The organism is Rothia santali (genome assembly GCF_024199905.1).
Lineage (GTDB): Bacteria > Actinomycetota > Actinomycetes > Actinomycetales > Micrococcaceae > Rothia > Rothia santali.
The window spans coordinates 1-23015 of the sequence record NZ_JANAFB010000045.1; the positions used below are offsets into that span (position 1 = coordinate 1).

Annotated in this window: 20 protein-coding genes; 15 read left to right on the top strand and 5 right to left on the bottom strand. The window is 73.3% G+C overall.

Annotated elements, in window-relative coordinates; genetic code table 11:
- The 6 genes from NBM05_RS13405 to NBM05_RS13430 form a co-directional block, all read left to right on the top strand.
- A partial coding sequence (locus NBM05_RS13405) for a TadA family conjugal transfer-associated ATPase (RefSeq protein WP_254168453.1) occupies positions 1-1114 on the top strand: 1114 nt, incomplete at its 5' end.
- Positions 1111-1893, top strand: coding sequence for a hypothetical protein (locus NBM05_RS13410; RefSeq protein WP_254168455.1), 783 nt, complete (start codon positions 1111-1113; stop codon positions 1891-1893). The genes NBM05_RS13405 and NBM05_RS13410, both read left to right, overlap by 4 nt.
- 3 nt (positions 1894-1896) lie before the next feature.
- Positions 1897-2541, top strand: coding sequence for a type II secretion system F family protein (locus tag NBM05_RS13415; protein WP_254168458.1), 645 nt, complete (start codon positions 1897-1899; stop codon positions 2539-2541).
- 64 nt (positions 2542-2605) lie between these two features.
- Positions 2606-2881: a DUF4244 domain-containing protein gene (locus tag NBM05_RS13420; RefSeq protein WP_254168460.1), complete on the top strand. Its 276-nt coding sequence runs from the start codon at positions 2606-2608 to the stop codon at positions 2879-2881.
- 131 nt (positions 2882-3012) lie between these two features.
- Positions 3013-3348 (top strand): TadE family type IV pilus minor pilin, encoded by a 336-nt coding sequence (locus NBM05_RS13425; RefSeq protein ID WP_254168462.1) that lies wholly within the window; start codon positions 3013-3015, stop codon positions 3346-3348.
- Positions 3345-3818, top strand: a complete 474-nt coding sequence (locus tag NBM05_RS13430) for an Rv3654c family TadE-like protein (protein WP_302184019.1) — start codon at positions 3345-3347, stop codon at positions 3816-3818. Before NBM05_RS13425 ends, NBM05_RS13430 begins: the two co-directional genes overlap by 4 nt.
- Positions 3819-3946: 128 nt before the next feature.
- On the opposite strand, the gene NBM05_RS13435 is transcribed toward NBM05_RS13430, so the two are convergent.
- Complete coding sequence (locus NBM05_RS13435) at positions 3947-5512, bottom strand: GntP family permease (RefSeq protein WP_254168470.1); 1566 nt, start codon at positions 5510-5512, stop codon at positions 3947-3949.
- A gap of 123 nt (positions 5513-5635) precedes the next feature.
- Complete coding sequence (sftH, locus tag NBM05_RS13440; protein WP_254168472.1) at positions 5636-8326, bottom strand: Zn-binding domain-containing protein; 2691 nt, start codon at positions 8324-8326, stop codon at positions 5636-5638.
- A gap of 117 nt (positions 8327-8443) precedes the next feature.
- Here sftH and trhO point away from each other — a divergent pair, with 117 nt between their 5' ends.
- Entirely contained in the window at positions 8444-9328 is an 885-nt protein-coding gene (gene trhO / locus NBM05_RS13445) for an oxygen-dependent tRNA uridine(34) hydroxylase TrhO (RefSeq protein ID WP_254168474.1), read from the top strand.
- A gap of 105 nt (positions 9329-9433) precedes the next feature.
- On the opposite strand, the gene NBM05_RS13450 is transcribed toward trhO, so the two are convergent.
- Positions 9434-10549: a glutathione S-transferase family protein gene (locus NBM05_RS13450; protein WP_373689338.1), complete on the bottom strand. Its 1116-nt coding sequence runs from the start codon at positions 10547-10549 to the stop codon at positions 9434-9436.
- A 79-nt stretch (positions 10550-10628) separates the two neighbouring features.
- Here NBM05_RS13450 and NBM05_RS13455 point away from each other — a divergent pair, with 79 nt between their 5' ends.
- The 6 genes from NBM05_RS13455 to proC all read left to right on the top strand — a co-directional run bounded on the left by NBM05_RS13455 (position 10629) and on the right by proC (position 18652).
- Complete coding sequence (locus NBM05_RS13455; RefSeq protein WP_254168479.1) at positions 10629-12269, top strand: DUF7059 domain-containing protein; 1641 nt, start codon at positions 10629-10631, stop codon at positions 12267-12269.
- Between the two features lie 9 nt (positions 12270-12278).
- Positions 12279-12704 carry a pyridoxamine 5'-phosphate oxidase family protein gene (locus tag NBM05_RS13460; protein WP_254168481.1) on the top strand — a complete coding sequence of 142 codons (426 nt, stop codon included), beginning with the start codon at positions 12279-12281 and terminating at the stop codon, positions 12702-12704.
- 212 nt (positions 12705-12916) lie between these two features.
- A complete protein-coding gene (gene topA, locus NBM05_RS13465; protein ID WP_254168483.1) occupies positions 12917-15817 on the top strand; it encodes a type I DNA topoisomerase in 2901 nt (966 codons plus the stop codon).
- 2 nt (positions 15818-15819) lie between these two features.
- The gene (locus NBM05_RS13470; RefSeq protein ID WP_254168485.1) at positions 15820-16797 is read left to right on the top strand and encodes a Ppx/GppA phosphatase family protein; all 978 of its coding nucleotides are present in this window, start codon (positions 15820-15822) and stop codon (positions 16795-16797) included.
- 10 nt (positions 16798-16807) lie between these two features.
- Positions 16808-17623 (top strand): sugar phosphate isomerase/epimerase family protein, encoded by an 816-nt coding sequence (locus tag NBM05_RS13475; protein ID WP_254168487.1) that lies wholly within the window; start codon positions 16808-16810, stop codon positions 17621-17623.
- Positions 17624-17800: 177 nt separating this feature from the next.
- On the top strand, positions 17801-18652 hold the full coding sequence (gene proC, locus NBM05_RS13480) for a pyrroline-5-carboxylate reductase (RefSeq protein ID WP_309248174.1): 852 nt from the start codon (positions 17801-17803) through the stop codon (positions 18650-18652).
- A gap of 120 nt (positions 18653-18772) precedes the next feature.
- Here proC and NBM05_RS13485 read toward each other — a convergent pair whose 3' ends face one another.
- Positions 18773-19441 (bottom strand): potassium channel family protein, encoded by a 669-nt coding sequence (locus tag NBM05_RS13485; protein WP_254168489.1) that lies wholly within the window; start codon positions 19439-19441, stop codon positions 18773-18775.
- On the bottom strand, positions 19434-20846 hold the full coding sequence (locus NBM05_RS13490; RefSeq protein ID WP_254168491.1) for a TrkH family potassium uptake protein: 1413 nt from the start codon (positions 20844-20846) through the stop codon (positions 19434-19436). Before NBM05_RS13490 ends, NBM05_RS13485 begins: the two co-directional genes overlap by 8 nt.
- A 199-nt stretch (positions 20847-21045) precedes the next feature.
- Here NBM05_RS13490 and NBM05_RS13495 point away from each other — a divergent pair, with 199 nt between their 5' ends.
- Positions 21046-22197 carry an acetoin utilization protein AcuC gene (locus NBM05_RS13495; protein ID WP_254168531.1) on the top strand — a complete coding sequence of 384 codons (1152 nt, stop codon included), beginning with the start codon at positions 21046-21048 and terminating at the stop codon, positions 22195-22197.
- A gap of 161 nt (positions 22198-22358) precedes the next feature.
- Positions 22359-23015: ArsR/SmtB family transcription factor (locus NBM05_RS13500; RefSeq protein ID WP_254168492.1), on the top strand; the 657-nt coding region annotated here is incomplete at its 3' end.

Sequence of the window (23015 nt, forward strand, 5' to 3'; positions counted from 1 at the left end):
GGCCGCACGCGCGCAGGCCGGGGGCTTGGGAATCCTCCATCCGCTGTTGGAGGAGCCGGGGCTGACGGACATCTACGTGAACTCGCCCGCCGAGGTCTGGACGGACGGTGCCAAGGGCCCGCGCCGCCACGACATCGCCTTCGAGTCCGAGGAGGCGGTGCGGGAGCTGGCGACGCGTCTGATCACCGCCGCGGGACGGCGCCTGGACGCCGGGCATCCCTGCGCCGACGTGCAGACCGCCGCCGGGTACCGGGTCCACGCCGTCATCCCGCCCATCTCACCGGCCTCCACCTGCCTCTCGATCAGGCTGCAGCCCCGGGAGCTGCCCTCCTTCGAGACGCTCCGGGCGGCAGGGATGATGACGCCGCCCGTGGCGCGCGCCCTGCGCGGGATGATCTCGCGCCGCACCTCGTTCCTCATCAGCGGCTCCGCCGGCACGGGCAAGACGACGCTGCTCAACGCGCTGCTCGGGCTGTGCGGCCCGCGGGAGCGCCTGGTGATGATCGAGGACTCGGCGGAGCTGCGCCCGGAGCACCCGCACGCCGTCATGCTGCAGGCGCGGGAGTCCAATACCGAGGGCCGGGGCGCATTCGGGCTGGCCGACCTGATCCGGCAGGCGTTGAGGATGGGGCCGGACCGCCTCGTGGTGGGAGAGTGCCGCGGCGCGGAGATCAAGGAGCTCCTCCTGGCCATGAACACGGGGCACGAGGGCGGCGGCGGGACCTTGCACGCCAACTCGGCGGGGGCCGTGCCGGCGAGGATCGCGGCGCTGGGGGCGCTCGCCGGTCTCACCGCCGAGGCGGTGACCCTGCAGGCGGTCAGCGCGATCAGCGCCGTGATCCATCTCCAGCGCGGACCCAGTGGACGGTTCGTGCAGCAGATCGGGGTCCTCTCGCTGGGTCGGGCGGGCCTGGAGGTCGTCCCGGCCCTGACCGTCACGCCCGCGGGGGAGACCGTCTCCGGGCCCGCTGCGAAGGACCTCGACGAATCGACGAGCTCGCCCGAGGAGCGGGGCGAGGCCCATCCCGGAGCCGGGACCGGACGCAGGAGCGGGGCCGGTGCCGGCGCGGGCGCCGGAGTCCCCGCGTCGCCACGGGATGGCGGTGACGCATGACCATCGGGCTGCTCATCGTCGTGACCGGCGCCGCCGCCCTCGCGCTGGCCGCCCGGTCGGACCGGGGCACGCGGGCGGCCCGGGGACTGACCGGCGCGGACGACCGTCTGCGCGCCGGGCGAGGTCTGGATCTGCGCGCGGCAGCCGGCCGCCTCGTGGGCACCGGGGCCAGGACCCGGGACGCCCTGGACCTCTGGCCCGCCGCGGTGCACCGCATGGTCGCACTCCTTGAAGCCGGGGGCGACCCCGTGACGGTGTGGCGGGCCCTCGGCGCCTGGGCCGCCGAGGCCGACCAGCGCGTCCCCGGCTCCCCGTGGGACACCGCACCGGGACGAGACCTCAGGCGCATGGTGGACGCGGGCGTCCTGGCCGCGCGAGCCGGGCAGGGCACGGCCGACGCCCTGAGCGGAGTGCCCCTCAAGCATCCCGGGTCGGTGGAGGCCAGGAACATCCTCGCCGGATCGTGGCGGGTCTCGGGAATCACCGGCGCCCCGCTCGCCGAGGTCCTGACCCGCGTGGCCCGGGGCATCGAGGACGCGCTCGACGCCGCGGACGCGCGGGAGGCGGCCGTCGCCGGGCCGCGTTCCACGGGCCGGCTCCTGGCGGCGCTGCCACTTCTCGGCCTGATCCTGGGGACGCTCATGGGCACCGACCCCGTGGGAACGCTGCTGGGGACCGGCTGGGGCCGGGTCGCCCTTCTCGTGGGCCTGGCGCTGTCAGGCGCGGGGATGCTCTGGAGCAGGAGCCTCATCTGCGCAGCCGAGGGACGGGGAGGCTGACCGATGTGGATCGCACTGATGCTGCTCGGGCTGGGGCTGGGGCTCGTGGCAGCGGGGGAGAGGACCGCGCGCAGTGGTGGAGCCCCGGCGCGAGGCGGCGATAACCGGGGAGCGCGGCCCCTCCCGGGCCCGTTCCGCATGGAGCTGATCGGGGCCATGCTCGACGCGGGCCTCCCGGTTCCCCGCGCCCTGGCGGTGATCGGAGAGACGGAGGCCTCTCCACGCCTGGCGGAGTTCGCCGAGCGGCTCGAGCTCGGGCGGGGGCCTGGAAGCGGGTGGGGGCCCGCGGCCCCGGGCGACGTGCCCCGGACCGGGGCTCGCGAGGCGATGATCGCTGCGACTCCCTCTCACCGCCCTCAGCGCCGGCGTCTCCGGGACCGTCTGGTGCGCCGGCGCCCCGCGGAGGACCCCGAACTCGAACATCTCGGTCGGGTCCTGGCCTTCGCGGTGCGCACCGGCGCCCCGGCCGCCCGCATGCTGCGTGCCGAGGCGCTCGCCGTGCGACGCCGCACCCGGAGGGAGGCCGAGAAGCGGGCCTCGTCGCTGGGGGTCCGTTTGGTCCTGCCCCTGGGACTGTGCTCGCTCCCCGCGCTGATCTGCCTGGGGGTGCTGCCGGTGCTCATCGGGCTGTTCTCGTCTCTGACGTGAGACGACCCGAAGAACTTCCGGACCGCAGGGGTCCGGTCGACAAGAGAGAGGACGGTGCATCGTTATGAGGCGATCGCAACATCACGGGAAGAAGAATCCGGTCGGGGGCGCGACGTCGGCGGAACGGCTGCGGGGGCGCGCGCACTCGTGCCGCCCCGGCCGAACGGAGCGGTGGGCGCCGCAGGACGACGACCCGGAGCTGGGGGCCACCACGGCCGAGTACGGCATCGTCATGCTCGCCGCCGTGGGCTTCGCGGGTCTGCTCGTGGTGATCCTCCGCAGCGAGGAGGTGCGGGAGATGCTGCTGGGGGTCATCCGCACGGCGCTGTCGAGCGGGTGATGACGACGTCGGGTGAGGCGGCCGCCGCGTGCCGGTCGGCGGCCGCCGTCCCGCCGGCCGACCCGGGACGTCACGGTGAGCCCGAGTTGGGCGCGGCCACGGCAGAGTTCGCGGTCCTCCTTCCCTGCATCGTGCTGCTCCTGGCGGTGGTGCTGGGGGCGGGGGCCTGCGGCGCGGCGGCCGTGCGGGCCGAGGAGGCGGCCCGGCTCGGGGCCCGGGCGGCCGCGCGAGGGGACTCGCCGGAGACGGTCCACCGGGTGGCTCGGGAGGTCTCGGGGGAGCGGGCGGTCGTGACCGTGGAGGCGCGAGGAGGGCAGACCGTCGTCGAGGTGCGGTCCGCGGCTCCCGGCGTCATCGGGGCCTGGGGCGGGCTGGAGATCACCGCCGACGCCGTCGTCGAATCCGAGGCGGGGCCGGAGGCGGAAGGACGAGGACATCGGGAGGACAGGGGGGACCCGGGACCATGAACGGGACGCGAAGGGGGAGGGGCGCGCGGCCGACGTCGTCGCGGCGCACCGGACGAGCGGAAGGAGCGGATGCGGGCCCTGGGGGCGGTGGGGAGGATCATGCCGAGCGAGGCTCCTCGACCGCAGCCGTCGCCGGGATCGCCGCGGTGGCGGCGATCCTGCTGGGGGCGGTCGCGACCGTGGGTCACGTCGCGATGATGAACCAGCGCGCGGCCACGGCGGCCGACCTCGCGGCCCTGGCCGCCGCCGACGCCGCCCGGGGCTTGCGGGACGGGATCCCGTGCGAGGAGGCGGAGCGCACGGCCGCGTCCAACGGTGCGCGGATGACCGACTGCGCCGCCGCCCCGGGCATCGTGGGAGGCATGGACGTGCGCGTGAGCGTGGGCCTCGCCCCGGCGGTGGGATTCCTCGGCCCGGCACGCGGCCTCGCCCGGGCAGGACCACCGCCGGAGGGGGAGGAGGCCGGATGAACCGGGATCCAGGATCCGAGAGCCAGGATCCGAGACGCGGGGGCTGCGAGCCGGGGTCCGAGAGTCGGAGGGGCCGGGGAATGCGGCGGCCTCGGCCGCTCGGCGTCCCCGGCCCCCGAGGCGGGTCGTCAGGCCAGGAGGGAGAGCAGCAGCGCGAAGGCCAGGCCGAACACGCTGACCAGCGTCTGCACGGTCATGTGCGTCTTGGTGGCCTCCCCCAGGGTCATGCCGAAGGACTCCTTCACGAACCAGAAGCCCGCGTGGTTGACCCAGTTCAGCCCGATGGACCCGGACCCGATCGCGATCACGATCAGCGAGATGAACATGGACGACTCGTCGGTGACGAGCGGCGCCACGATGCCGGTGGCCGAGACGATGCCGACCGTGGCGGAACCGGTCGCGAAGGAGAGGATGATGCCGATCAGCCAGCCCAGCACGATGAGGTTCATGTGCAGGTGGGAGGTCGCCGAGACCATCGCGTCGCCGATGCCCGAGTCCTTGAGGACCTGGTTGAAGGCGCCGCCCCCGGCGATGATGAGGATGACGCCGGCGATCGACCCCAGGCTGCTGCCGAAGCTCGACCGGATCTGCTCCCCGTTCATGCGCGCGGCCATCCCGAGCGCGACGGCCGCGAACACCACGCCGATGATCATCGCGACCACCGGGTTGCCGATCGCCTCGGCGACGGCCTCGGCCGGCGACTCCGGGGCGATGATCACGACGACGGCGTGGACCAGCATGAGGACCACGGGCACCAGGACGCACACGAAGGCCATCCAGGTGGGCACCTGCCGCGCCTTCTTCTCCGTCTCGGCGCCAGCAGCACCCGGCCCGGAGGGCGACGCGCTGGAGGCGGCCGCACCGGAGCCCGAGCCGGCGCCGCGGTCCCCGCCGGTCCCCGGCGCCGACCCGGCGTCGTCCCCTGCGGAGTCCGCGCCCGCCGAGCGGGCGCCCGCGCCGGCGGTCTGCCGCACCGCGCCGGCGTCGTCGGCCTTCTCCGGCGAGGTGCCGGTGTACTGCTCGATGAGGGTGCTCGAGGGCTCGAGGCGCACGAGCGGGGCGATGAACTTCGCGTAGACCGGGCCCGCGAGGATCACGGTGGGCACGGCGCAGATCAGGCCGAGGAGGATGGTCAGCCCGACGTCGGCGCCCAGGCCGTCCACGGCGATGAGCGGCCCGGGGTGCGGGGGCACCATGCCGTGCAGGCAGGACAGCGCCGCGATCGCCGGGATGAGGATCCGCAGGTACCACATCTTGGGGCGGTCGTGGAGCTTCTCGAGCCGCACCGCGACCGAGTAGATGACGGGCATGAGCACGACGAGGCCGACCTCGAAGAACATGGGGATGCCGACGACGAAGGACACGGCGGTCATGATCCACGGGGCCGTCTTCGGCGAGCTGTGCTCGACCACGAGATCGGCGATGCGGCGCACCGCGCCGCTGTCGGCCAGCAGCCGGCCGAGCATCGCGCCCAGCGCCACGACGACGCCGGTCTCGCCGAGCGTGCCGCCGGCCCCGTCGATCAGGGTCTCGGGGATGTCGACGAGGTGCTCGCCCGCGGCCAGCGCGGTGAGCAGGGAGACGACGAGCAGCGCCAGGAAGGGGTGCAGCTTCGTCTTCCAGTTGATCAGGAAGATCAGGAGCGCAATCGAGGCGAAGAGGAGCCCGACCAGATAAACAGGGTTGCCAAACACGGCACATCCGCCTTTCTGAACCCGCGCGTCCCGACGGGGACGCGGCGCGCCGGGGCGCGTCCGGTCTCCACGCTGAGCCGGCGGATGATGATATGGACCGCCGTCACAATACTCTTAGCCTGGCTATTTTCCGAATCGCCCCGAGCGGCCGTCCCCCTCGCGGTCGGCGTCCGCGGTCTCGAGCAGACCCGTCAGCAGGCGGATCGCGCCGTCCTTGCTGAGCGGGTTGTTCTTGTTCCCGCATTTCGGCGACTGCACGCAGGAGGGGCAGCCGGCCTCGCACTCGCAGGCGCGGATGGCGGCGAGGGTCGCCTCGAGCCAGGCCCGGGCGACGTCGAAGCCCCGCTCCGCGAAGCCCGCGCCGCCGGGATAGCCGTCGTAGACGAAGATCGTGGGCAGCTCCGTGTCCACGTGCAGCGCCGTGGAGAGGCCGCCGATGTCCCACCGGTCGCACGTCGCGACCAGCGGCAGCAGGCCGATCGCGGCGTGCTCGGCCGCGTGCAGCGCGCCCGGGAAGTCGGGCTCGACGACGCCGTGCCGGGTCATCACGGTCGGCGGGATCGTCCACCACGCGGCCCGCGTGACGAGCTCCTGCGCCGGCAGCTCGAGCGGCTCCTCGTCGATGACCCGGTTGCTCGCGACCTCCTTGCGCTGGAAGGAGACCACCTGCGTCCGCACCCGCACCAGCCCGCGGTGCAGCGTGACCGGCCCCCAGTCGCGGGTGTCCTCGACCTCCAGCATGGTCACCTCGGTGATGTCCCGCGCCTGGGTGTAGTATGCGGGCTCGGCGGCGGTCACGACGACGGCGCGGCCCTCCTCGTCGAGCTCCTCGACGTGCCAGTTCGCCCCCTGGTGCACGTAGATCGCCCCGGGATGCGCCTGGGAGTGCGCCTGCCCCGACTCCATCGTGCCGATGATCCCGCCGGTCTCGCCGTCGATGATCTGCAGCCGGTGGCCCCCGCCGCCGCGGATGTCCACCAGCTCGGCGGCCGACTCCGGGTGGGTCCAGAACCATCCGGTGGGCCGGCGTCGCAGGTAGCCGTCCCGCTCCAGCCCCTCCAGGACGCCGGGCGCGGCCGGGCCGAACAGGCCCAGCTCCTCGGGTCGCAGGGGCCGTTCGGCGGCGGCGGAGCACAGGTGCGGGGCCAGGACGTAGGGGTTCTGCGGGTCGAAGACGGTGGCCTCGACCGACCGGTCGAAGACGTCCCCCGGGTGGTGCACGAGGTAGGTGTCCAGGGGGTCGTCGCTGGCCACGAAGACCGCCAGCGAGTCCTGCCCGGCCCTCCCGGCGCGCCCGATCTGCTGGTAGAACGAGGCGCGCGTGCCGGGCCACCCGGCGACCAGCACGGCGTCGAGCCCCGCGACGTCGATGCCCAGCTCCAGCGCCGGGGTCGAGGCGACGCCCAGCATCTCGCCCGAGCGGACCTGCCGCTCCAGCTCGCGGCGCTCCTCCGGGAGGTACCCGGAGCGGTAGGCGCACACGCGGTCCGCGACCTCGGGGGCGACGTCGTGCAGGTAGCTCTGCGCCTGGGCCGCCATCGTCTCCGCGCCGCGCCGGGACTTGATGAACGCGATCGTGCGGACGCGCTCCGCCACGAGGTCGGTGAGCATCTCCGCGGCCTCGGACAGGGCCGAGCGCCGCCGCGGCGCCCCGTTCTCACCCGGCCCGTTCCCGGCGCCGTTGGGCCCGACGCCGGTGGGTACCGGCGGCGCGGCGGGATCCGGCGCCGGCGGGCCGGCACGTCGTGGCTCCACCGGGCCGGCATGTCGCGGCTCCGCCGGGTCGTGCGCCCACGGGTCCGCGGGATCGTGCGTCCGCGGGACCGCCGGGTCGCCTGTCCGCGGGTCCGCGGACCCGGGGGTGGCGCGATCCGAGGGCCCGCCCCTGCCCCCGGCGGCCAGGCCGTCCCACCGCACGTGGTCCTCCAGGAGCGGCTCCCAGAGGAGCACGGTCACGGCTCCATGCGGCGAGTCGTCGGTCTCGAAGGCGCTCACCCGATCCCGCTCGGCGCCGAGCAGTCGGGCGAAGGAGGCGCCGGGGTCCGCGGAGGTCGCCGAGGCGCCGACGAAGACCGGTGCCGCGCCGTGCAGGGCGCACACCCGCCGCAGCCGGCGCATGATCATGGACACGTGGGCGCCGAAGACCCCGCGGTACCCGTGCGACTCGTCCACGATCACGTAGCGCAGCCGCCTCAGGAAGCGCGCCCACCGCGGGTGGTTGGGCAGGACGCCGGCGTGCAGCATGTCCGGATTGCACAGCACCAGGTTGGCGTGGTCGCGGATCCAGGCGCGCTGTCCGAGCTCGGTGTCGCCGTCGTAGGTCTCGGCCCGCAGCGAGGGGATGCCGAGCGCCCGCAGCGAGGACAGCTGGTCGGCGGCCAGCGCCTTCGTGGGGGAGAGGTAGAGGACCGTGGCCTCGCGGCTGTGGAGCCCGACGCCGGGGTCGAGGGCGCCGCGCACGATCGCGTCGAGGGCGGGCAGCTGATAGGCCATCGACTTCCCCGAGGCGGTGCCCGTGGCCAGGATGACGTGCCGCGTCGAGCTCGTGCGCACCGACCTGCCGGCCGCCCGCGCGGCCTGAACCTCCTCCCACGCCGCGGCCTGGGCGCGGTGGGCGGCGTCGGCGGCCTGCGCCTGGTGGCGGTACGGCTCGGGGACGCCGAGGGCGCGGAACGCGTCCACCACCTCCGGATGCGCCCACTCCGGCCAGGGCGCGGCCACGGCGTCGCGCTCCGGCAGCACCCGGGTGTGCACGACCTCCGGGGGGTTGGGCCCCCGGTTCAACGACGCCAGCAGGTGCTCACGATGATCCACCCCACCATTGTGGCACCGTCGCCCGGCCGCCCGGCCGCCCGGCCGCCCGGCCGCCTTACCGCCCCGCCCCGCCTCGAGCCGCCCCCGAGGCCGGCGCGCCCGCGTAGAATACCCGCCGTGGCTGTTTCCCGGATCCTCCTGTACTACACCTTCGCCCCCGTCGCCGACCCCGAGGCCGTGCGTCTGTGGCAGCGCGCCCTGTGCGAGGGGCTGGGCCTGCGCGGCCGCATCATCGTCTCGCCGCACGGCATCAACGGGACCGTGGGCGGGGAGGTCGGCGCGCTCAAGCAGTACGCGAAGGGCACGCGCGAGCACCCCGCCTTCGCGAACCTGGAGTTCAAGTGGTCCGACGGCGGCGCCGAGGACTTCCCCCGACTGTCGGTCAAGGCCCGCGAGGAGATCGTGGCCTTCGGGGCCGCGGGGGAGGTGCGGGTGGACGCGGGCGGCGTCGTCGGCGGCGGGGAGCACCTGAGCCCCGAGGGCGTGCACCGGCTGGTCGAGGAGCGCGGGGACGACGTCGTGTTCTTCGACGGCCGCAACGCCTTCGAGGCCCGGATCGGCCGGTTCCGCGACGCGGTGGTCCCGGAGGTCGAGACGACGCGCGACTTCGTGGCCGCGCTGGACTCGGGCCGCTACGACCACCTCAAGTCCCAGCCCGTGGTCACGTACTGCACCGGCGGCGTCCGCTGCGAGGTGCTCTCGGCGCTGATGCGCAACCGCGGCTTCGAGGAGGTCTACCAGCTCGACGGCGGGATCGTCCGCTACGGGGAGGCCTACGGGGACGCGGGGCTCTGGGAGGGCTCCCTCTACGTCTTCGACCAGCGGATGCACCTGGAGTTCACCCATCAGGCCCTGACGATCGGCCACTGCGAGCGCTGCGAGGCGCCCGCCCGGTCCTTCGTCAACTGCGCGGAGGGCTCGTGCCGCCGCCTGGTCCTGCTCTGCCCCGACTGCTCCGCGCCCGACGCCGTGTGCCCGGCCGGCTGCGCCGCTGCAGCCTGACCGGTCCCGAGCCGCACCGACGCCCCGGCGAGGTGTCCCGTCCCGAGCCGCCCCGGTGGCACGGACGTCAGTCCGACCCACCCCGGACACCCCCGCAGCCCGGCCTCAGACCGACCCGCCGGACCCCACGTCCACGGGGTACAGCGGATTGTGCCCGGCCGCGACCCGCTCGTCCTCGCGCACCGGACCCGGCGCGGTGGCCCCCGCCGCCTCGTCGAACGGCGAGCCCCCGAGCTCCTCGCGCCCATGCGGCTCGAGCCACCCGGAGACGTCCGGACCCACCGGCACGATCCCGGTCGGATTGATGTCCGTCTGCACGCCGTAGTAGTGCTGTTTGATCTGCTCGAAGTCCACCGTGTCCCCGAAGCCGGGGGTCCGGAACAGGTCCCTGGCGTACGCCCAGAGGTGCGGCATGGTGGCCAGCGGCTGGCGATTGCACTTGAAGTGCGAGTAGTACACGACGTCGAACCGGGTCAGGGTCGTGAACAGCCGCACGTCCGCCTCCGTGATGTGCTCGCCCATGAGGTAGCGCCGGTTGCCCAGGCGCTGCTCGAGCCAGTCCAGAGCGCGCCACAGCCGCTCGTACGCCTTCTCGTAGGCCTCCTGCGACCCCGCGAAGCCGCACCGGTACACCCCGTTGTTGACCTCGGTAAAGACCCTCTGCATGACCTCCCGCATCTCCTCCTCCCGATCCGCGGGCCACAGGTCCGGCGCCCCCTCCCGGTGGAGGGCGCGCCACTGCTTCGAGAGGTCCTCGGTGATCTGCGGGAAGTCGTTGGTCACGACGCCGCCGCTCGGCACGTCCACGACGGCCGGCACCGTGATGCCCCGAGGGTAGTCCGGGAAGCGCCGGAAGAAGGCCTCCTGCAGGCGCTCCACGCCCAGCACCGGGTCCCGCCCGCCCGGGTCCAGGTCGAAGGTCCAGGAGCGGGAGTCGTGGACCGGCCCGGGCAGGCCGAGGGAGAGCGCGTCCTCCAGCCCCAGCAGCCGGCGGACGATGATGGACCGGTTGGCCCACGGGCAGGCGCGCGCCGCGACCAGCCGGTACCTCCCGGCCTCGACCGGCCAGACCCCGTTCCCGGAGTCCTCGGCGCCGGGCTCCAGGCCCGTGTCCGCGAGAATCCGGTCCTCGATGTAGGTGGTGTCTCGGGTGAACTCGCCGGAGTTCTGGATGTACGCCCCGCGGGTCGAGAAGTCTGTGTCGTCGCTCATGCTCCTCATGGTGCCCGGCCCGGAGGGGGCTGTACAGGACCTCCCGGGGGTTGTGGATGACGCCCAGAGCTTAGACTGGTCTCCCGTGATGACTTCCCCCGCCTTCTCCCGCGTCCCCAAGGCCCCCCGCAGCGACGACGTCGAGGCCGTCGAGGCCCTCGCCCAGGCGCTGGCCGCCGTCGACTTCTCCGCCGACGCGATCGCGACGCTGCTCGGGCCGGGCCCGTCCGCGGCCCTGGAGCGGGACCACCTCGTCCCCGCCCGGCACCGCGTGCGCCGAGTGCTCGCCGGGGAGGTCGCCGTGCGGCCCGGTCAGCGCCGCCTCGCCGGGGCCGTGGACCTGTTCATGCTCGGCGGCGCCACGAGCCAGGAGGGGGCCGACGCCGTCCTGGGCCAGGGCGCCTTCGAGGCCCTCCGCGCGCTGAACCTCCTGGAGGAGGCCGCGGACGGCCGCTGGGTCGCCGCCGTGGACCTCAGCCCCCACGCCTCCGACGCCGGCGCCGAGCTGTGGGTCGCCTCCGACCTCGGGGCCCACCAGCGTCCCGGGGCCCTGAGGAGGGACCACGTGCTCGGGATCGGCCGGGCCTCCCTCACGCTCGCGCAGTTCACCGAGCGCCGCCCGGTCGGATCCGCGCTGGACCTGGGCACCGGCTGCGGCGTCCAGCTCTTCCACCTCCTGGCGCACGCCCGGCGGGTGACCGCGACCGACGTCTCGCTGCGCGCGCTCGCCTTCGCCCGCTTCAACCTCGTCCTGAACGCCGGGGCGCTGGGGCTCGACCCCGCCCGGCTCGAGGAGCGCGTCGAGCTGCTGGAGGGCAGCCTGCTCGAGCCCGTGGCCGGGCGGGAGTTCGACCTCGTGGTCTCCAACCCGCCGTTCGTCATCACCCCGCGGCGCGCCGGCGAGGCCGAGGGCGACCGCTACACCTACCGCGACGGCGGGCTCCCCGGGGACCAGCTGATCTCGGCCCTGCTGGAGGGCCTCCCGGGCGTCCTCGCCCCCGGAGGCCGGGCGCAGCTGCTCGGCAACTGGGAGATCCACGAGACGGGCCCGGACACCCAGGAGGAGTGGGACGTCCGCCCGCGCGGCTGGATCCCCGCGACCGCCGACGCCTGGGTCATCCAGCGCGAGGAGCTCACCCCCGAGGATTACGCCGAGACCTGGCTGCGCGACGCGAGCCAGCAGCGGGACCCGGAGGCCTTCGAGGCCGCCTCGCTGGACTACGCGGCCGACTTCGCCTCCCGGGGCGTGGCCGGCGTCGGCTTCGGCATGATCTGGCTGCGGCGCCCCGCGGAGGGGACGGTCCCCGGCGCCGCGAGCCTGCGCCGCTTCGAGGAGATCGGCCACCCGGTCCAGCAGCCGCTCGCGCCGGCCGTCACCGCCGCCGTCGAGGCGCACGATGCGCTCTCCCGGATGGACGACGCCGCCCTGCGCGCCGCGCACCTGACCGTGGCCGAGGACGTGACCGAGGAGCGGCACCAGCGCCCCGGGGCCGAGCACCCCGGGGTGATCCTGCTGCGGCAGGGCGCGGGCCTGCGCCGCACCGAGCTGCTCTCGACCGAGGCCGCCGGGTTCGTCTCGGCGTGCGACGGCGAGCTCTCGGCCGGCCAGATCCTCGACGCGCTGGGCGCCCTGCTCGGCTGGGAGGGGGAGGGGCCGGCGTCGGACCTGCTGCTTCACATCTGGCGGCTGGCCGAGCACGGCTTCCTGGAGCTCCCGGCCCGGTCCTAGACTCGGGGCATGACCTCAGCGAACCCGCATGACCTGCCCCAGCTCGACGAACGGCGCTGCTGGGAGCTGCTGCGCTCCCACCCCTACGGCCGGCTGGCCGTGGCGGCGGCCGGAGTCCTCGACGTCTTCCCTGTCAACCACGGCGTGCTGGGCGAGCGGCTGTACTTCCGCACCGCGGAGGGCGGCAAGCTCGCCGGGGTGGTGATCGGGCACGACGTCGCCTTCGAGGTCGACGAGGTGGTCAACGGCGTCGCCCGTTCGGTCGTCGTCCACGGCCGCGCCGAGGTGGTCGAAGACGCCGGGTCGATCGAGGGCCTGGACGCCGAGGGCGTCGAGAGCTACGCTCCCACCGTCAAGACGACGTGGGTCCGGATCGTCCCGGAGCGGGTCACCGGGCGCGAGTTCGAGGTCGGTCCGGAGCCCCCGCGCGGCTGACCCCGGGCCCCGGAGTCCGGGCGGCGGACGGGGTTTCGCGCCCCGAGGAATCGGACGCCGCGCAGCGGGGGCCGGAGCCGGCCCCGTGCCCCGCCCGAGCCGGGAGCCCCCGCCCGGGCGGCTCTCCGACGGCCGACCGGGACGATGATCGGCCCTCCCGCAACCTCCGCTATTGTGGGGGCGTATCAACCCGTGAAGTCTCAAGGAGTGACGTGCCAGCACAGGCCAAGGGCAAGACCACCGGCAAGAGCCTACTGATCGTGGAGTCCCCGTCGAAGGTGAAGACCATCGGCGGCTACCTCGGCGACGCCTACGTCGTCGAGTCCTCGATGGGCCACATCCGGGACCTGCCCCAGCCCAAGGAGCTGCCGGCCGAGCTCAAGAAGACCGCGGTGGGCAAGTTCGCCGTGGACATCGAGAACCACTTCGAGCCCTACTACGTGGTGAACCCGGACAAGAAGAAGAAGGTCACGGAGCTCAAGCGCCTCCTCAAGGAGTCCGACGCCCTGTACCTCGCCACGGATGGCGATCGCGAGGGCGAGGCCATCGCGTGGCACCTGCTCCAGGTGCTCAAGCCGACGGTGCCCGTCTACCGCGTCACCTTCCCCGAGATCACCCGCGAGGCGATCGAGCGCGGCTTCGAGAACCTGCGCGAGATCGACGACGACCTCGTCGACGCCCAGGAGACCCGCCGCGTCCTGGACCGCATCTACGGCTACGAGATCTCGCCCGTGCTGTGGCGCAAGATCTCCCAGGGCCTGTCCGCCGGCCGCGTGCAGTCGGTCGCGACCCGCCTGGTCGTGGAGCGCGAGCGGGAGCGCATGGCCTTCCGCTCGGCCGAGTACTGGGACCTCTCCGGGACCTTCGTCACCGGCGCGGAGGAGTCCTTCACCGCCAAGCTCTCCGCGCTCGACGGCGCCCGGGTCGCCTCGGGAAAGGACTTCGCCGACTCCGGCGAGCTCAAGGATTCGGCGCGCGCCAAGGTCGCGCATCTCGACGAGGAGACCGCCCGCGGCCTGGTCGCGGCCCTGGAGGGCTCCGAGTTCGCCGTCACCTCGGTCGAGACCAAGCCCTACACCCGCCGCCCGGCGGCCCCGTTCACCACCTCGACCCTGCAGCAGGAGGCGGCCCGCAAGCTGCGCTTCTCCTCCCGCTCCACGATGCAGGTGGCCCAGCGCCTCTACGAGTCCGGTTACATCACCTACATGCGAACCGACTCCGTGGCGCTGTCCGACCAGGCGATCAACGCCGCCCGGCAGCAGGCCCAGGAGCTCTACGGCGGCGACTTCGTCCCGGACAAGCCGCGCCTGTACGCCTCGAAGTCCAAGAACGCCCAGGAGGCCCACGAGGCGATCCGTCCCTCCGGGGACTCCTTCCGCACGCCCTCGGACGTGAAGTCGCGGCTGTCCGGGGACGAGTTCCGGCTCTACGAGCTGATCTGGAAGCGCACCGTCGCCTCTCAGATGGCCGACGCCAAGGGCCAGACCGCCTCGATCCGCCTGGCCGCCACGACCAGCGACGGCCGCACCGCCGAGTTCGGCGCCTCTGGCACGGTCATCACCTTCCGCGGCTTCCTGGCCGCCTACGAGGAGGGCCGCGACGCCTCCCGCGAGGACGAGAAGGACGGCAAGGACAAGCGCCTGCCCGAGCTGGCCGAGGGCGACGCCCTAACCGGCCGCGACGTCGAGGCCAACGGTCACGAGACCTCCCCGCCCCCGCGCTACACCGAGGCCTCGCTGGTTAAGACCATGGACGAGCTCGGCATCGGTCGCCCCTCGACCTACGCGGCCGTGATCTCCACGATCATGGACCGCGGCTACGTGGACAACCGCTCGGGCGCGCTGGTGCCCTCCTGGACCGCGTTCTCCGTGGTCCGGCTGCTGGAGGAGCACTTCTCCGAGTACGTGGACTACGAGTTCACCGCCGAGATGGAGGAGGACCTCGACCGGATCTCCCGCGGCGAGGAGAACAAGGAGCGCTGGCTCTCCTCCTTCTACTTCGGCAGCGACTCCCGGCACGGGCTCAAGCCCATCGTCGAGGACCTCGGGGAGATCGACGCGCGCGCCGTGAACTCCGTGGCGATCGCCGACGGGATCACCCTGCGCGTGGGCCGCTTCGGCCCCTACCTCGAGACCGAGGGCGCGGTGGACGAGGAGACCGGCGAGATCGGCGATCCGATCCGCGCGAACATCCCCGAGGGCCTGGCCCCGGACGAGCTCACCGCGGAGAAGGCCCGCGAGCTGATCGAGCAGGGCAAGGCCGACGGCCGCGAGCTGGGCGAGGACCCGGAGACCGGCCGCACGATCGTGGCCAAGGACGGCCGCTTCGGCCCCTACGTCACCGAGATCATCCCGGAGCCCACCGAGGAGGAGCTGGCCAACCGGCCGGTCGAGTACTACAAGAACGGCAAGCCCAAGCCGCCCAAGAAGCCGGTCAAGGCCAAGCCGCGCACGGCGTCGCTGTTCAAGTCCATGTCGCTGCAGACGGTCACGCTGGAGGACGCGCTGCGGCTGATGTCGCTGCCGCGCGTCGTCGGGCAGGACGCGGAGGGCACGGACATCACGGTCCAGAACGGCCGGTTCGGGCCGTACCTGAAGAAGGGCACCGACTCCCGCTCGCTGACCTCCGAGGACCAGATCTTCTCGATCACCCTTCAGGAGGCCCTGGACATCTACGCCCAGCCCAAGCAGCGCGGCCGTGCCGCGGCCAAGCCGCCGCTGGCCGAGCTGGGCAAGGACCCGAGCAACGACAAGCCGATCGTGGTCAAGGACGGCCGCTTCGGCCCGTACGTGACCGACGGGGAGACCAACGTGACGGTCCCGCGCTCGGAGACCGTGGAGTCGATGACGCACGCCCGCGCCGTCGAGCTGCTCGCCGAGAAGCGCGCCAAGGGGCCCGCCAAGAAGGGCGGGGCCAAGACGGCGGCGAAGAAGCCGGCCGCCAAGAAGGCGCCGGCGAAGAAGGCGACGACGGCCAAGAAGGCCCCGGCGAAGACCTCGGCGGCGAAGAGCTCGACGACGAGGAGCTCGACGGCGAAGGGCGCCGCCGCGAAGAAGGCGCCCGCGAAGAAGACCGCGGCTGCCTCGGCGTCGGGCTCGAAGAGCGGGAGCTGACCATGCGCCTGTCGGTCCTCGACGTCGGGTCCAACACCGTGCACCTGCTGCTGCTGGACGTGCATCCCGGGTCCCGGCCGGAGCCGTACGCCTCGCACAAGTTCCCGCTCCAGCTGGTGCGCTACCTCGACGCGGAGAACAACATCAGCGACGAGGGCCGGGACGAGCTGACCCGCTTCGTCGCCGAGGCCCGGGACTTCGCGGCGGACCACGACGCCGAGGACATCCTCGCCTTCGCGACCTCCGCGATCCGGGAGGCCGACAACGGCGCGGCGGTGCTCGAGCACGTCCAGACCCGCACCGGCGTCACCCTGACGGAGATCTCCGGCGACCAGGAGGCCGCGATCACCTACTTCGCGGTGCGCCGCTGGCAGGGCTGGGGCGCGGGCACGATCCTCGACCTCGATATCGGGGGCGGCTCCTTCGAGATGGCGCTCGGCAAGGACGCGCTGCCCGACATCGCCGTCTCGGTCCCCCTCGGGGCCGGCCGGCTGACGCGGCAGTTCATCCAGAACGGGGTGCCCAAGCCCAAGGAGGTCAAGGCGCTGCGCAAGCACGTCAAGAAGCTCCTCAAGCCGGCCGTGGCGCGCGTGCGGGAGGCCGGGACCCCGGACATGGTGGTCGGGACCTCCAAGACCTTCCGCTCGCTCGCGCGGATCTGCGGGGCGGCGCCGTACGCGGCCGGGCCCTACGTCAAGCGCGAGTTCCACCTCCAGGACCTGCGCCTGTGGACCCGCCGGATGGAGGCGATGACGCCGAAGGACCGCTCGGACCTGCCCGGGGTCTCCAGCCGGCGCGCCCGGCAGATCCTGGCCGGCGGCATCGTCGCCGAGACGGCCCTGGACCTCTACGGGATCGAGACCATGCGCGCCGTCCCGTGGGCGCTGCGCGAGGGCCTGATCCTGCGCCGCATGGACCGCCTGAACTCTCAGGGGTCGGCCGCGCTGATCGACCCCAAGACCCTTTCCTCTACGCTTTAGGACTTCCCCCGTGGACCCAGAACCCAGCAGACTCCCCGACCCGGAGCGCAAGCGCCCGGTGGCGCTCTCCTCCTCGTCGGTCTACCCCCTCAAGATCGCGGACACCTTCGCCATCGCCGAGGACCTGGGGTACGACGCCGTGGAGGTCATGATCACCGGCGACCCGCTCTCCCGGGACCCGGACGAGCTGCTGGACTACGTGCAGTACTACCAGCTGCCGATCACCGCCATCCACGCCCCGACCCTGCTGCTGACCCAGCACGTGTGGGGGGATGCGTGGAACAAGATCCACCTGGCGGCCAAGATGGTCAAGCGCGTGGGGGCCGACGTCATGGTGGCCCACCCGCCCTTCGCCTGGCAGCGCCGCTACGCCAAGGGGTTCCCCGAGGGCGTCCGGCGGGTCTCGGACGAGGAGGGCGTGAAGATCGCGGTCGAGAACATGTACCCCTGGCAGGTCGGCCGCCGCGACGTCATGATGTACGCTCCGCACTGGTCCCCGCTCGGGCAGGACTACGAGTGGGTGACCTGGGACTTCTCGCACGCCGCGGCGTCGGGCTCGGACTCGCTGGAGGCCATCCGGGAGCTCGGGCCCCGGCTCGGCCACGTGCACCTCACCGACGGCTCGGGCGACTCGGTCATGGACGAGCACCTGCGGCCCGGCCACGGCACCCAGCCGGTCGCGGAGTGCCTCGAGCACCTCGCGGCGATCGACTGGGACGGCGTGGTGGCCGCGGAGGTCTCCACGCGCAAGGCCAAGAGCGCGGACCAGCGCGACGAGTGGCTGGCCGAGACCCTCGAGTTCGCGCGCAGGCACCTGGGGCAGTAGCGGACGGGGCAGGGCGTCCAGGGCCGGAGTGCACGACGCCGCCGTCCCGCCCGGACCCGTGCCGGCCGCCCCGCGCGAGGCCGGCACGCCGCCGTTGCGCCTGCGCCGCCGGTTGCCGGCGCGCGGCCATCCGATACTGTGGGAAGCGTACCGACCGCGACAGTCAGGAGTATCACCGTGGCCCAGACGACCATCGCCTTCCTCGGCACCGGATCGATGAACGGCTCCATCATGGCCGGCCTGCTCGCCGGGGGCACCGACCCGTCGAGCGTGCGCGCGACCACCCGCTCGCCGGAGAGCGCGGAGAGGCTGCGCGCCTCGCTCCCGGAGGACCAGCGCGGGGTGAGCATTTACTCGAGCGGGTCCGACGCCGAGGCGAACCGCCGCGCGGTGGAGGGCGCCGACGTCGTGCTCCTGGGGGTCAAGCCGAAGGGCATCCTGGACCTGGCCGAGGAGATCGCCGGCGCGCTCAAGCCCGACGCCCTGGTGGTCTCGGTGGCCGCGGGCATCGACGTCGCGATGCTCGAGGGCGCGCTCGCCGAGGGCCAGCCCGTGATCCGCTCGATGCCCAACACGCCCTCCCGGGTGGGCCGCGGCGTCATCGCCCTGGCCCCCGGCACGCACTGCACCGCGGACCAGCTGGCCCTGGCGCACGAGGTGCTGAAGAACTCCGGCACGGTGATCGACGTCCGCGAGGACCAGATCGACGCCGTCACGGGCATCTCCGGCTCCGGCCCGGCCTACGCCTTCTTCCTGGCCGAGGCCATGCAGAAGGCGGGGGAGGCCATGGGCCTCGACGTCGAGACCGCGCGCCTGCTCGCCAAGGAGACCGTCTCCGGCGCGGGCGAGCTGCTGCACGCCGACGACGCCGATCCCGAGGCGCTGCGCCTGGCCGTGTGCAGCCCCAACGGCACGACCGAGCGGGCGATCAACGCCTTCGCCGAGGGCGGCCTCGTGGAGCTGACCGAGCGCGCCGCGCGGGCCTCGGCCGAGCGCAACGCCGAGATGGTGGAGGAGCTCCGCCGCTGAGCGCCGGGCGGCCGCCGTCGTGCCCGACCGACGCCGGCCGCCGGAGCCGTCACGGGCGACCCGGAGCCGTCCCGGGCGCGGCGGGCCTTCCCGGCCGACGCCGCGCCGCCCCGGCCCGCCTCACGGCCGGGCGGCGAACCGCTCGATCAGGTCCACCTGCCCCGAGACGATCAGCACGTCCCGGGAGGTGACCTTGGTCCGGGCGGTGGCGTAGGTGAAGTCCTCGCCCGGGGACTTCACGCCCACCACGGTGACGCCGTACTTGTTGCGCACGTCGGACTCCTCGAGCGTGAACCCGTGGGTCTCCTTGGGCGGGTACATCTTGACGATCGCGAAGTCGTCGTCGAACTCGATGTAGTCCAGCAGGCGCCCGGATACCAGGTGCGCGGCGCGGCGCCCGGCGTCGGCCTCGGGGTAGATCACGTGGTGCGCCCCGATCCGGGAGAGGATCTTGCCGTGCGCGGGCGTGATGGCCTTGGCCCAGATCCGCCCGATCCCGAGGTCCACAAGGTTGGCCGTGATGAGCACGCTCGACTCGATGGACGTGCCCACCCCCACCACCGCCGAGGTGAAGTCCCCGGCCCCGACCTGGCGCAGCGCGTCGAGGTCGGAGGCGTCGGCCTCGACCACGTGGGTCAGCAGCCCGGACCACTTCTGCACGGTCGCGGCGTCGCGCTCGATGGCCAGCACCTCCTTGTTCTGCCGGCGCAGCTGCTGGGCCGTGGAGGCCCCGAAGCGGCCCAGGCCGATCACGAGGACCGGGGCGTTGTGCGGTGAGCGATCAGCCAATGAGGGGCCTCTCTTCCGGGTACTTGTAGAGCCGGCTGCGGGAGCGCAGCGCGAGGCCGGTGGCCACGGTGACCGTGCCCAGCCGGCCGATGAACATCAGGACGGACAGGATGTAGAGCCCCGAGGGCGGCAGCTCCGCGGAGATGCCCATGGACAGCCCGCAGGTCGCGTAGGCGGAGATCACCTCGAAGAGGATCTGGTCGAAGGGCCGGTCCGAGATCACCATGAGGGCGGCGGTGCCGACGACGACGCAGGTGGCGCTCAGCATCACGACCGAGATGGCGATCCGCAGCACCCCGTCGGGGATGGTCCGGTTGAACGCGATGACGTGCTGGTCGCCCCGGGCCTCGGCGATGATGGCCAGGAAGATCACGGCCATCGTGGTGATCTTGACCCCGCCCGCGGTCGATGCCGAGCCGCCGCCCACGAACATCAGCATGTTGGTGATCAGCACCGAGATGGGGTTCAGATCGGTCATCTCGACGAGGTTGAACCCGCCGGAGCGGGTCATGACCGAGGCGAAGACCGCGTGGAGGACCTTCTCCATGAGGGTCTCGCCGCCGATGGTGTCCCGATTTCCCCACTCCGCGGCGCCCCACAGCACGGTGCCGACCACCACCAGGATCGCCGAGCCCAGCACCGTGATCCGCGTGTGCAGGTTCCAGGAGCGCAGCCGGAAGCCGACCAGGCGCAGCGCCAGGATGACGGGGAACCCCAGCGAGCCGATCCAGACCCCGGCGCACAGCGGCAGCAGGATCCACCAGTCGTTGCCGTAGGGCACCAGGCCGTCGGAGTGGGGCGTGAAGCCAGCGTTGTTGAACGAGGAGATCGCGTAGAAGACCCCGTGCCAGACGGCGGTGGGCAGGTCCTCGCCCAGCAGCATGAACCGGGGCGCGAGCACCAGGGCGATCGCGCCCTCGATCCCGGCCGAGGTCAGGACCACCACGAGCAGCAGCGACTTGACCTCCCCGAGCTTGCCCAGCTTGGGCGTGATGCTCAGCCCCTCCTGCGCGAAGAGCTTGGACCGCAGCCCCAGCTTGCGCCCCAGCGCCATGGCGAGCAGCGACGTCATGGTCAGCGTCCCCAGGCCGCCGATCTGGATGCCCAGCAGGATCACGAACTGGCCGAACAGGCTCCACTGGCTGGCGGTGGACACCGCGGTCAGCCCGGTCACGGTCACCGCGGAGGTGGAGGTGAAGAACGCCTCGGCGACGCTCGGCGCGGTGCCGCCGCGGTGCGAGATCGGCAGCATCAGCAGCATCGAGCAGACGATGATGACCAGCAGGAACAGGGTGATCGAGATCCGGGCGGGCGAGGTGCCGAAGAGGCGGGTCGCGACGCCGCGGAACCACGGGGCCCGCACGCGGCGGGGCACCTGCTCGGCGACGGCGTCCTGGGCGCGCACGCGACCTCCTGGCGGCTGATGGGCTGACGGTCTACACCCTGACCGTCTATAGCGTAGTCCCTCGCGCGGGCGCACGCGGGCCCCGGTTCCGTGATCGCGGCGCGGTCATGCCACAATGAAAAGTGTGACGACACTTACAGAGCAGCTCCGCGAGGGAGGGCGCCGCGGGCCGCGGACCACCGTGCTGTGGGATCCCAGCATGACGGCCTACTCCTTCGGGGACTACCACCCCATGCACCCGAGCCGGCTGGACGCGACCGCGCGGCTGGCGAAGGACCTGGGACTCTTCGACCTGCCCGGCGTCGCGATCGAGAAGCCCGAGGTCGCCGAGGACTCCGCGCTGCTGGGCGTCCACACCCGCTCCTACGTCGAGGCCGTCAAGGCCATCAGCGCGGATCCCACCCTGCACATCGCGGGCTGCGGGCTTGAGGGGGAGGAGACCCCGGGGTTCGCTGGCGTGCACGAGGCCGCCGGGCGCCTCGCGGGCGGGAGCCGGCAGGCCGCGGCCGCGATCGCGGAGGGCCGCGCCCAGCACGCGGTGAACTTCGGCGGCGGGATGCACCACGCCCACGCCGACCACGCGAGCGGGTTCTGCGTGTACAACGACTGCGCCGTCGGGATCCGGTACCTGCTGGAGCACGGTTTCGAGCGGATCGCCTACGTCGACGTCGACGCCCACCACGGGGACGGGACCCAGAGCATCTTCTGGGACGACCCCCGCGTCATGACCATCTCGATGCACGAGACCGGGGCCTCGCTGTTCCCCGGCACCGGCTTCGCCTCGGAGACCGGGGGAGCGGGCGGGGCCGAGGGGACCGCGGTCAACATCGCGCTGCCCACCGCGGCCGGCGACGCGGCGTGGCTGCGGGCCTTCCACGCCGTCCTGCCGCCGCTGGTCCGGGCCTTCCAGCCGCAGATCATCGTCTCCCAGCACGGCTGCGACTCGCACTTCCGGGACGAGCTGACGCACCTGCAGATCAGCGTGGACGCCCACCGGGAGGTCGCGGGCGCGATCGCGGACCTCGCGGCGGAGCACTGCGAGGACCGCTGGCTGGCGACCGGGGGTGGCGGCTACAACGTGCTCGACGTCGTGCCGCGCTCGTGGGCGCACCTGATCGGCGTCGCGGCGGGCCGCCCGGTGCGCCTGCAGGACCCGACGCCGCCCAGCTGGCGCGAGCACGTCCGGGAGCGGTACGGCGTCGAGGCGCCGGAGCGGATGGGCGACGGCGCGGACCTGTGGTGGCGCTCCTGGGAGGTCGGGTACGACCCGGAGGACGAGCTGGACCGGGCGGTGATCTCCACCCGCAAGGAGGTCTTCCCGCTGTGGGGGCTGGACCCCTGGTTCGACTGAGGCCCGGGGTCTCGGGGGCCCCGGAGCGCACCCGGGCGCGGGCCGGGGACTCACCCGCCCCGGCCCGCGCGAACCCGTCGCGACCCGGAATGGTCCCGTCATCTGGGCACCCTCAGGCGTGGGTGGATTCTGAGCGGGGAATACGCCGCTAACCTAGTGGAATGACCATTGACGTCTTCGCCGTGATCGCCGACCAGACCCGCCGCAGAATCCTTGTCGCCGTCAAGGACAGTCCCCGACCCGTCAACGACATCGTGACGGAGCTGGGCGTCAGCCAGCCCACGGTCTCCAAGCACCTCAAGGTGCTGCGCGAGGCCGGCCTCGTGTCCATGCGGGCCGCGGGGCAGCGCCGCCTCTACAGCATCGACTCCGAGCCCCTCGACGAGGTCGTCTCGTGGGCCGCGTCGCTGGGCTGCGCGCCCGAGCCGGCGGCGGTCGGCGCGGTGCCCGCGGACCCCGAGTCCGCCACGGTCCCCGAGGCGGTCGCCGGGGTCCCGGAGCGCCGCGACGTCTCCGGACCGGTGGACGACGCCGTCCCCGAGCACCCCCAGCGCGAGGTCGCCTTCCCCTCCACCGCCGCCGAGGCCCCCGCGCCCCTGGCGACTCCCGTTCCCTCGGAGGCCTCGGCGAACGAGTCGGCCTCGGTCGAGGACGACGCCGGCCCCTCGGATCCGGCGCCGTCGTCGCGACACGCCCGCGTCGTCTTCCAGCCGCTCGCGCCGCTGTCCTCGCGCCGAGGGGCCGAGGTCGCCCCGCCGGCCGAGGAGCCGGCGGAGGCGCGGCCCTCCGCACCTGCGGCGTCGGCGTCCGGGGTGGTC

Coding starts and splice junctions, on each gene's coding strand:
- NBM05_RS13455 (WP_254168479.1), top strand. CDS start 10,629: ATGACTTCCCCCGCCTTCTCCCGCGTCCCCAAGGCCCCCCGCAGCGAC.
- NBM05_RS13415 (WP_254168458.1), top strand. CDS start 1,897: ATGTGGATCGCACTGATGCTGCTCGGGCTGGGGCTGGGGCTCGTGGCA.
- NBM05_RS13460 (WP_254168481.1), top strand. CDS start 12,279: ATGACCTCAGCGAACCCGCATGACCTGCCCCAGCTCGACGAACGGCGC.
- NBM05_RS13450 (WP_373689338.1), bottom strand. CDS start 10,549: ATGAGGAGCATGAGCGACGACACAGACTTCTCGACCCGCGGGGCGTAC.
- NBM05_RS13495 (WP_254168531.1), top strand. CDS start 21,046: ATGACGGCCTACTCCTTCGGGGACTACCACCCCATGCACCCGAGCCGG.
- NBM05_RS13410 (WP_254168455.1), top strand. CDS start 1,111: ATGACCATCGGGCTGCTCATCGTCGTGACCGGCGCCGCCGCCCTCGCG.
- NBM05_RS13470 (WP_254168485.1), top strand. CDS start 15,820: ATGCGCCTGTCGGTCCTCGACGTCGGGTCCAACACCGTGCACCTGCTG.
- NBM05_RS13420 (WP_254168460.1), top strand. CDS start 2,606: ATGAGGCGATCGCAACATCACGGGAAGAAGAATCCGGTCGGGGGCGCG.
- NBM05_RS13430 (WP_302184019.1), top strand. CDS start 3,345: ATGAACGGGACGCGAAGGGGGAGGGGCGCGCGGCCGACGTCGTCGCGG.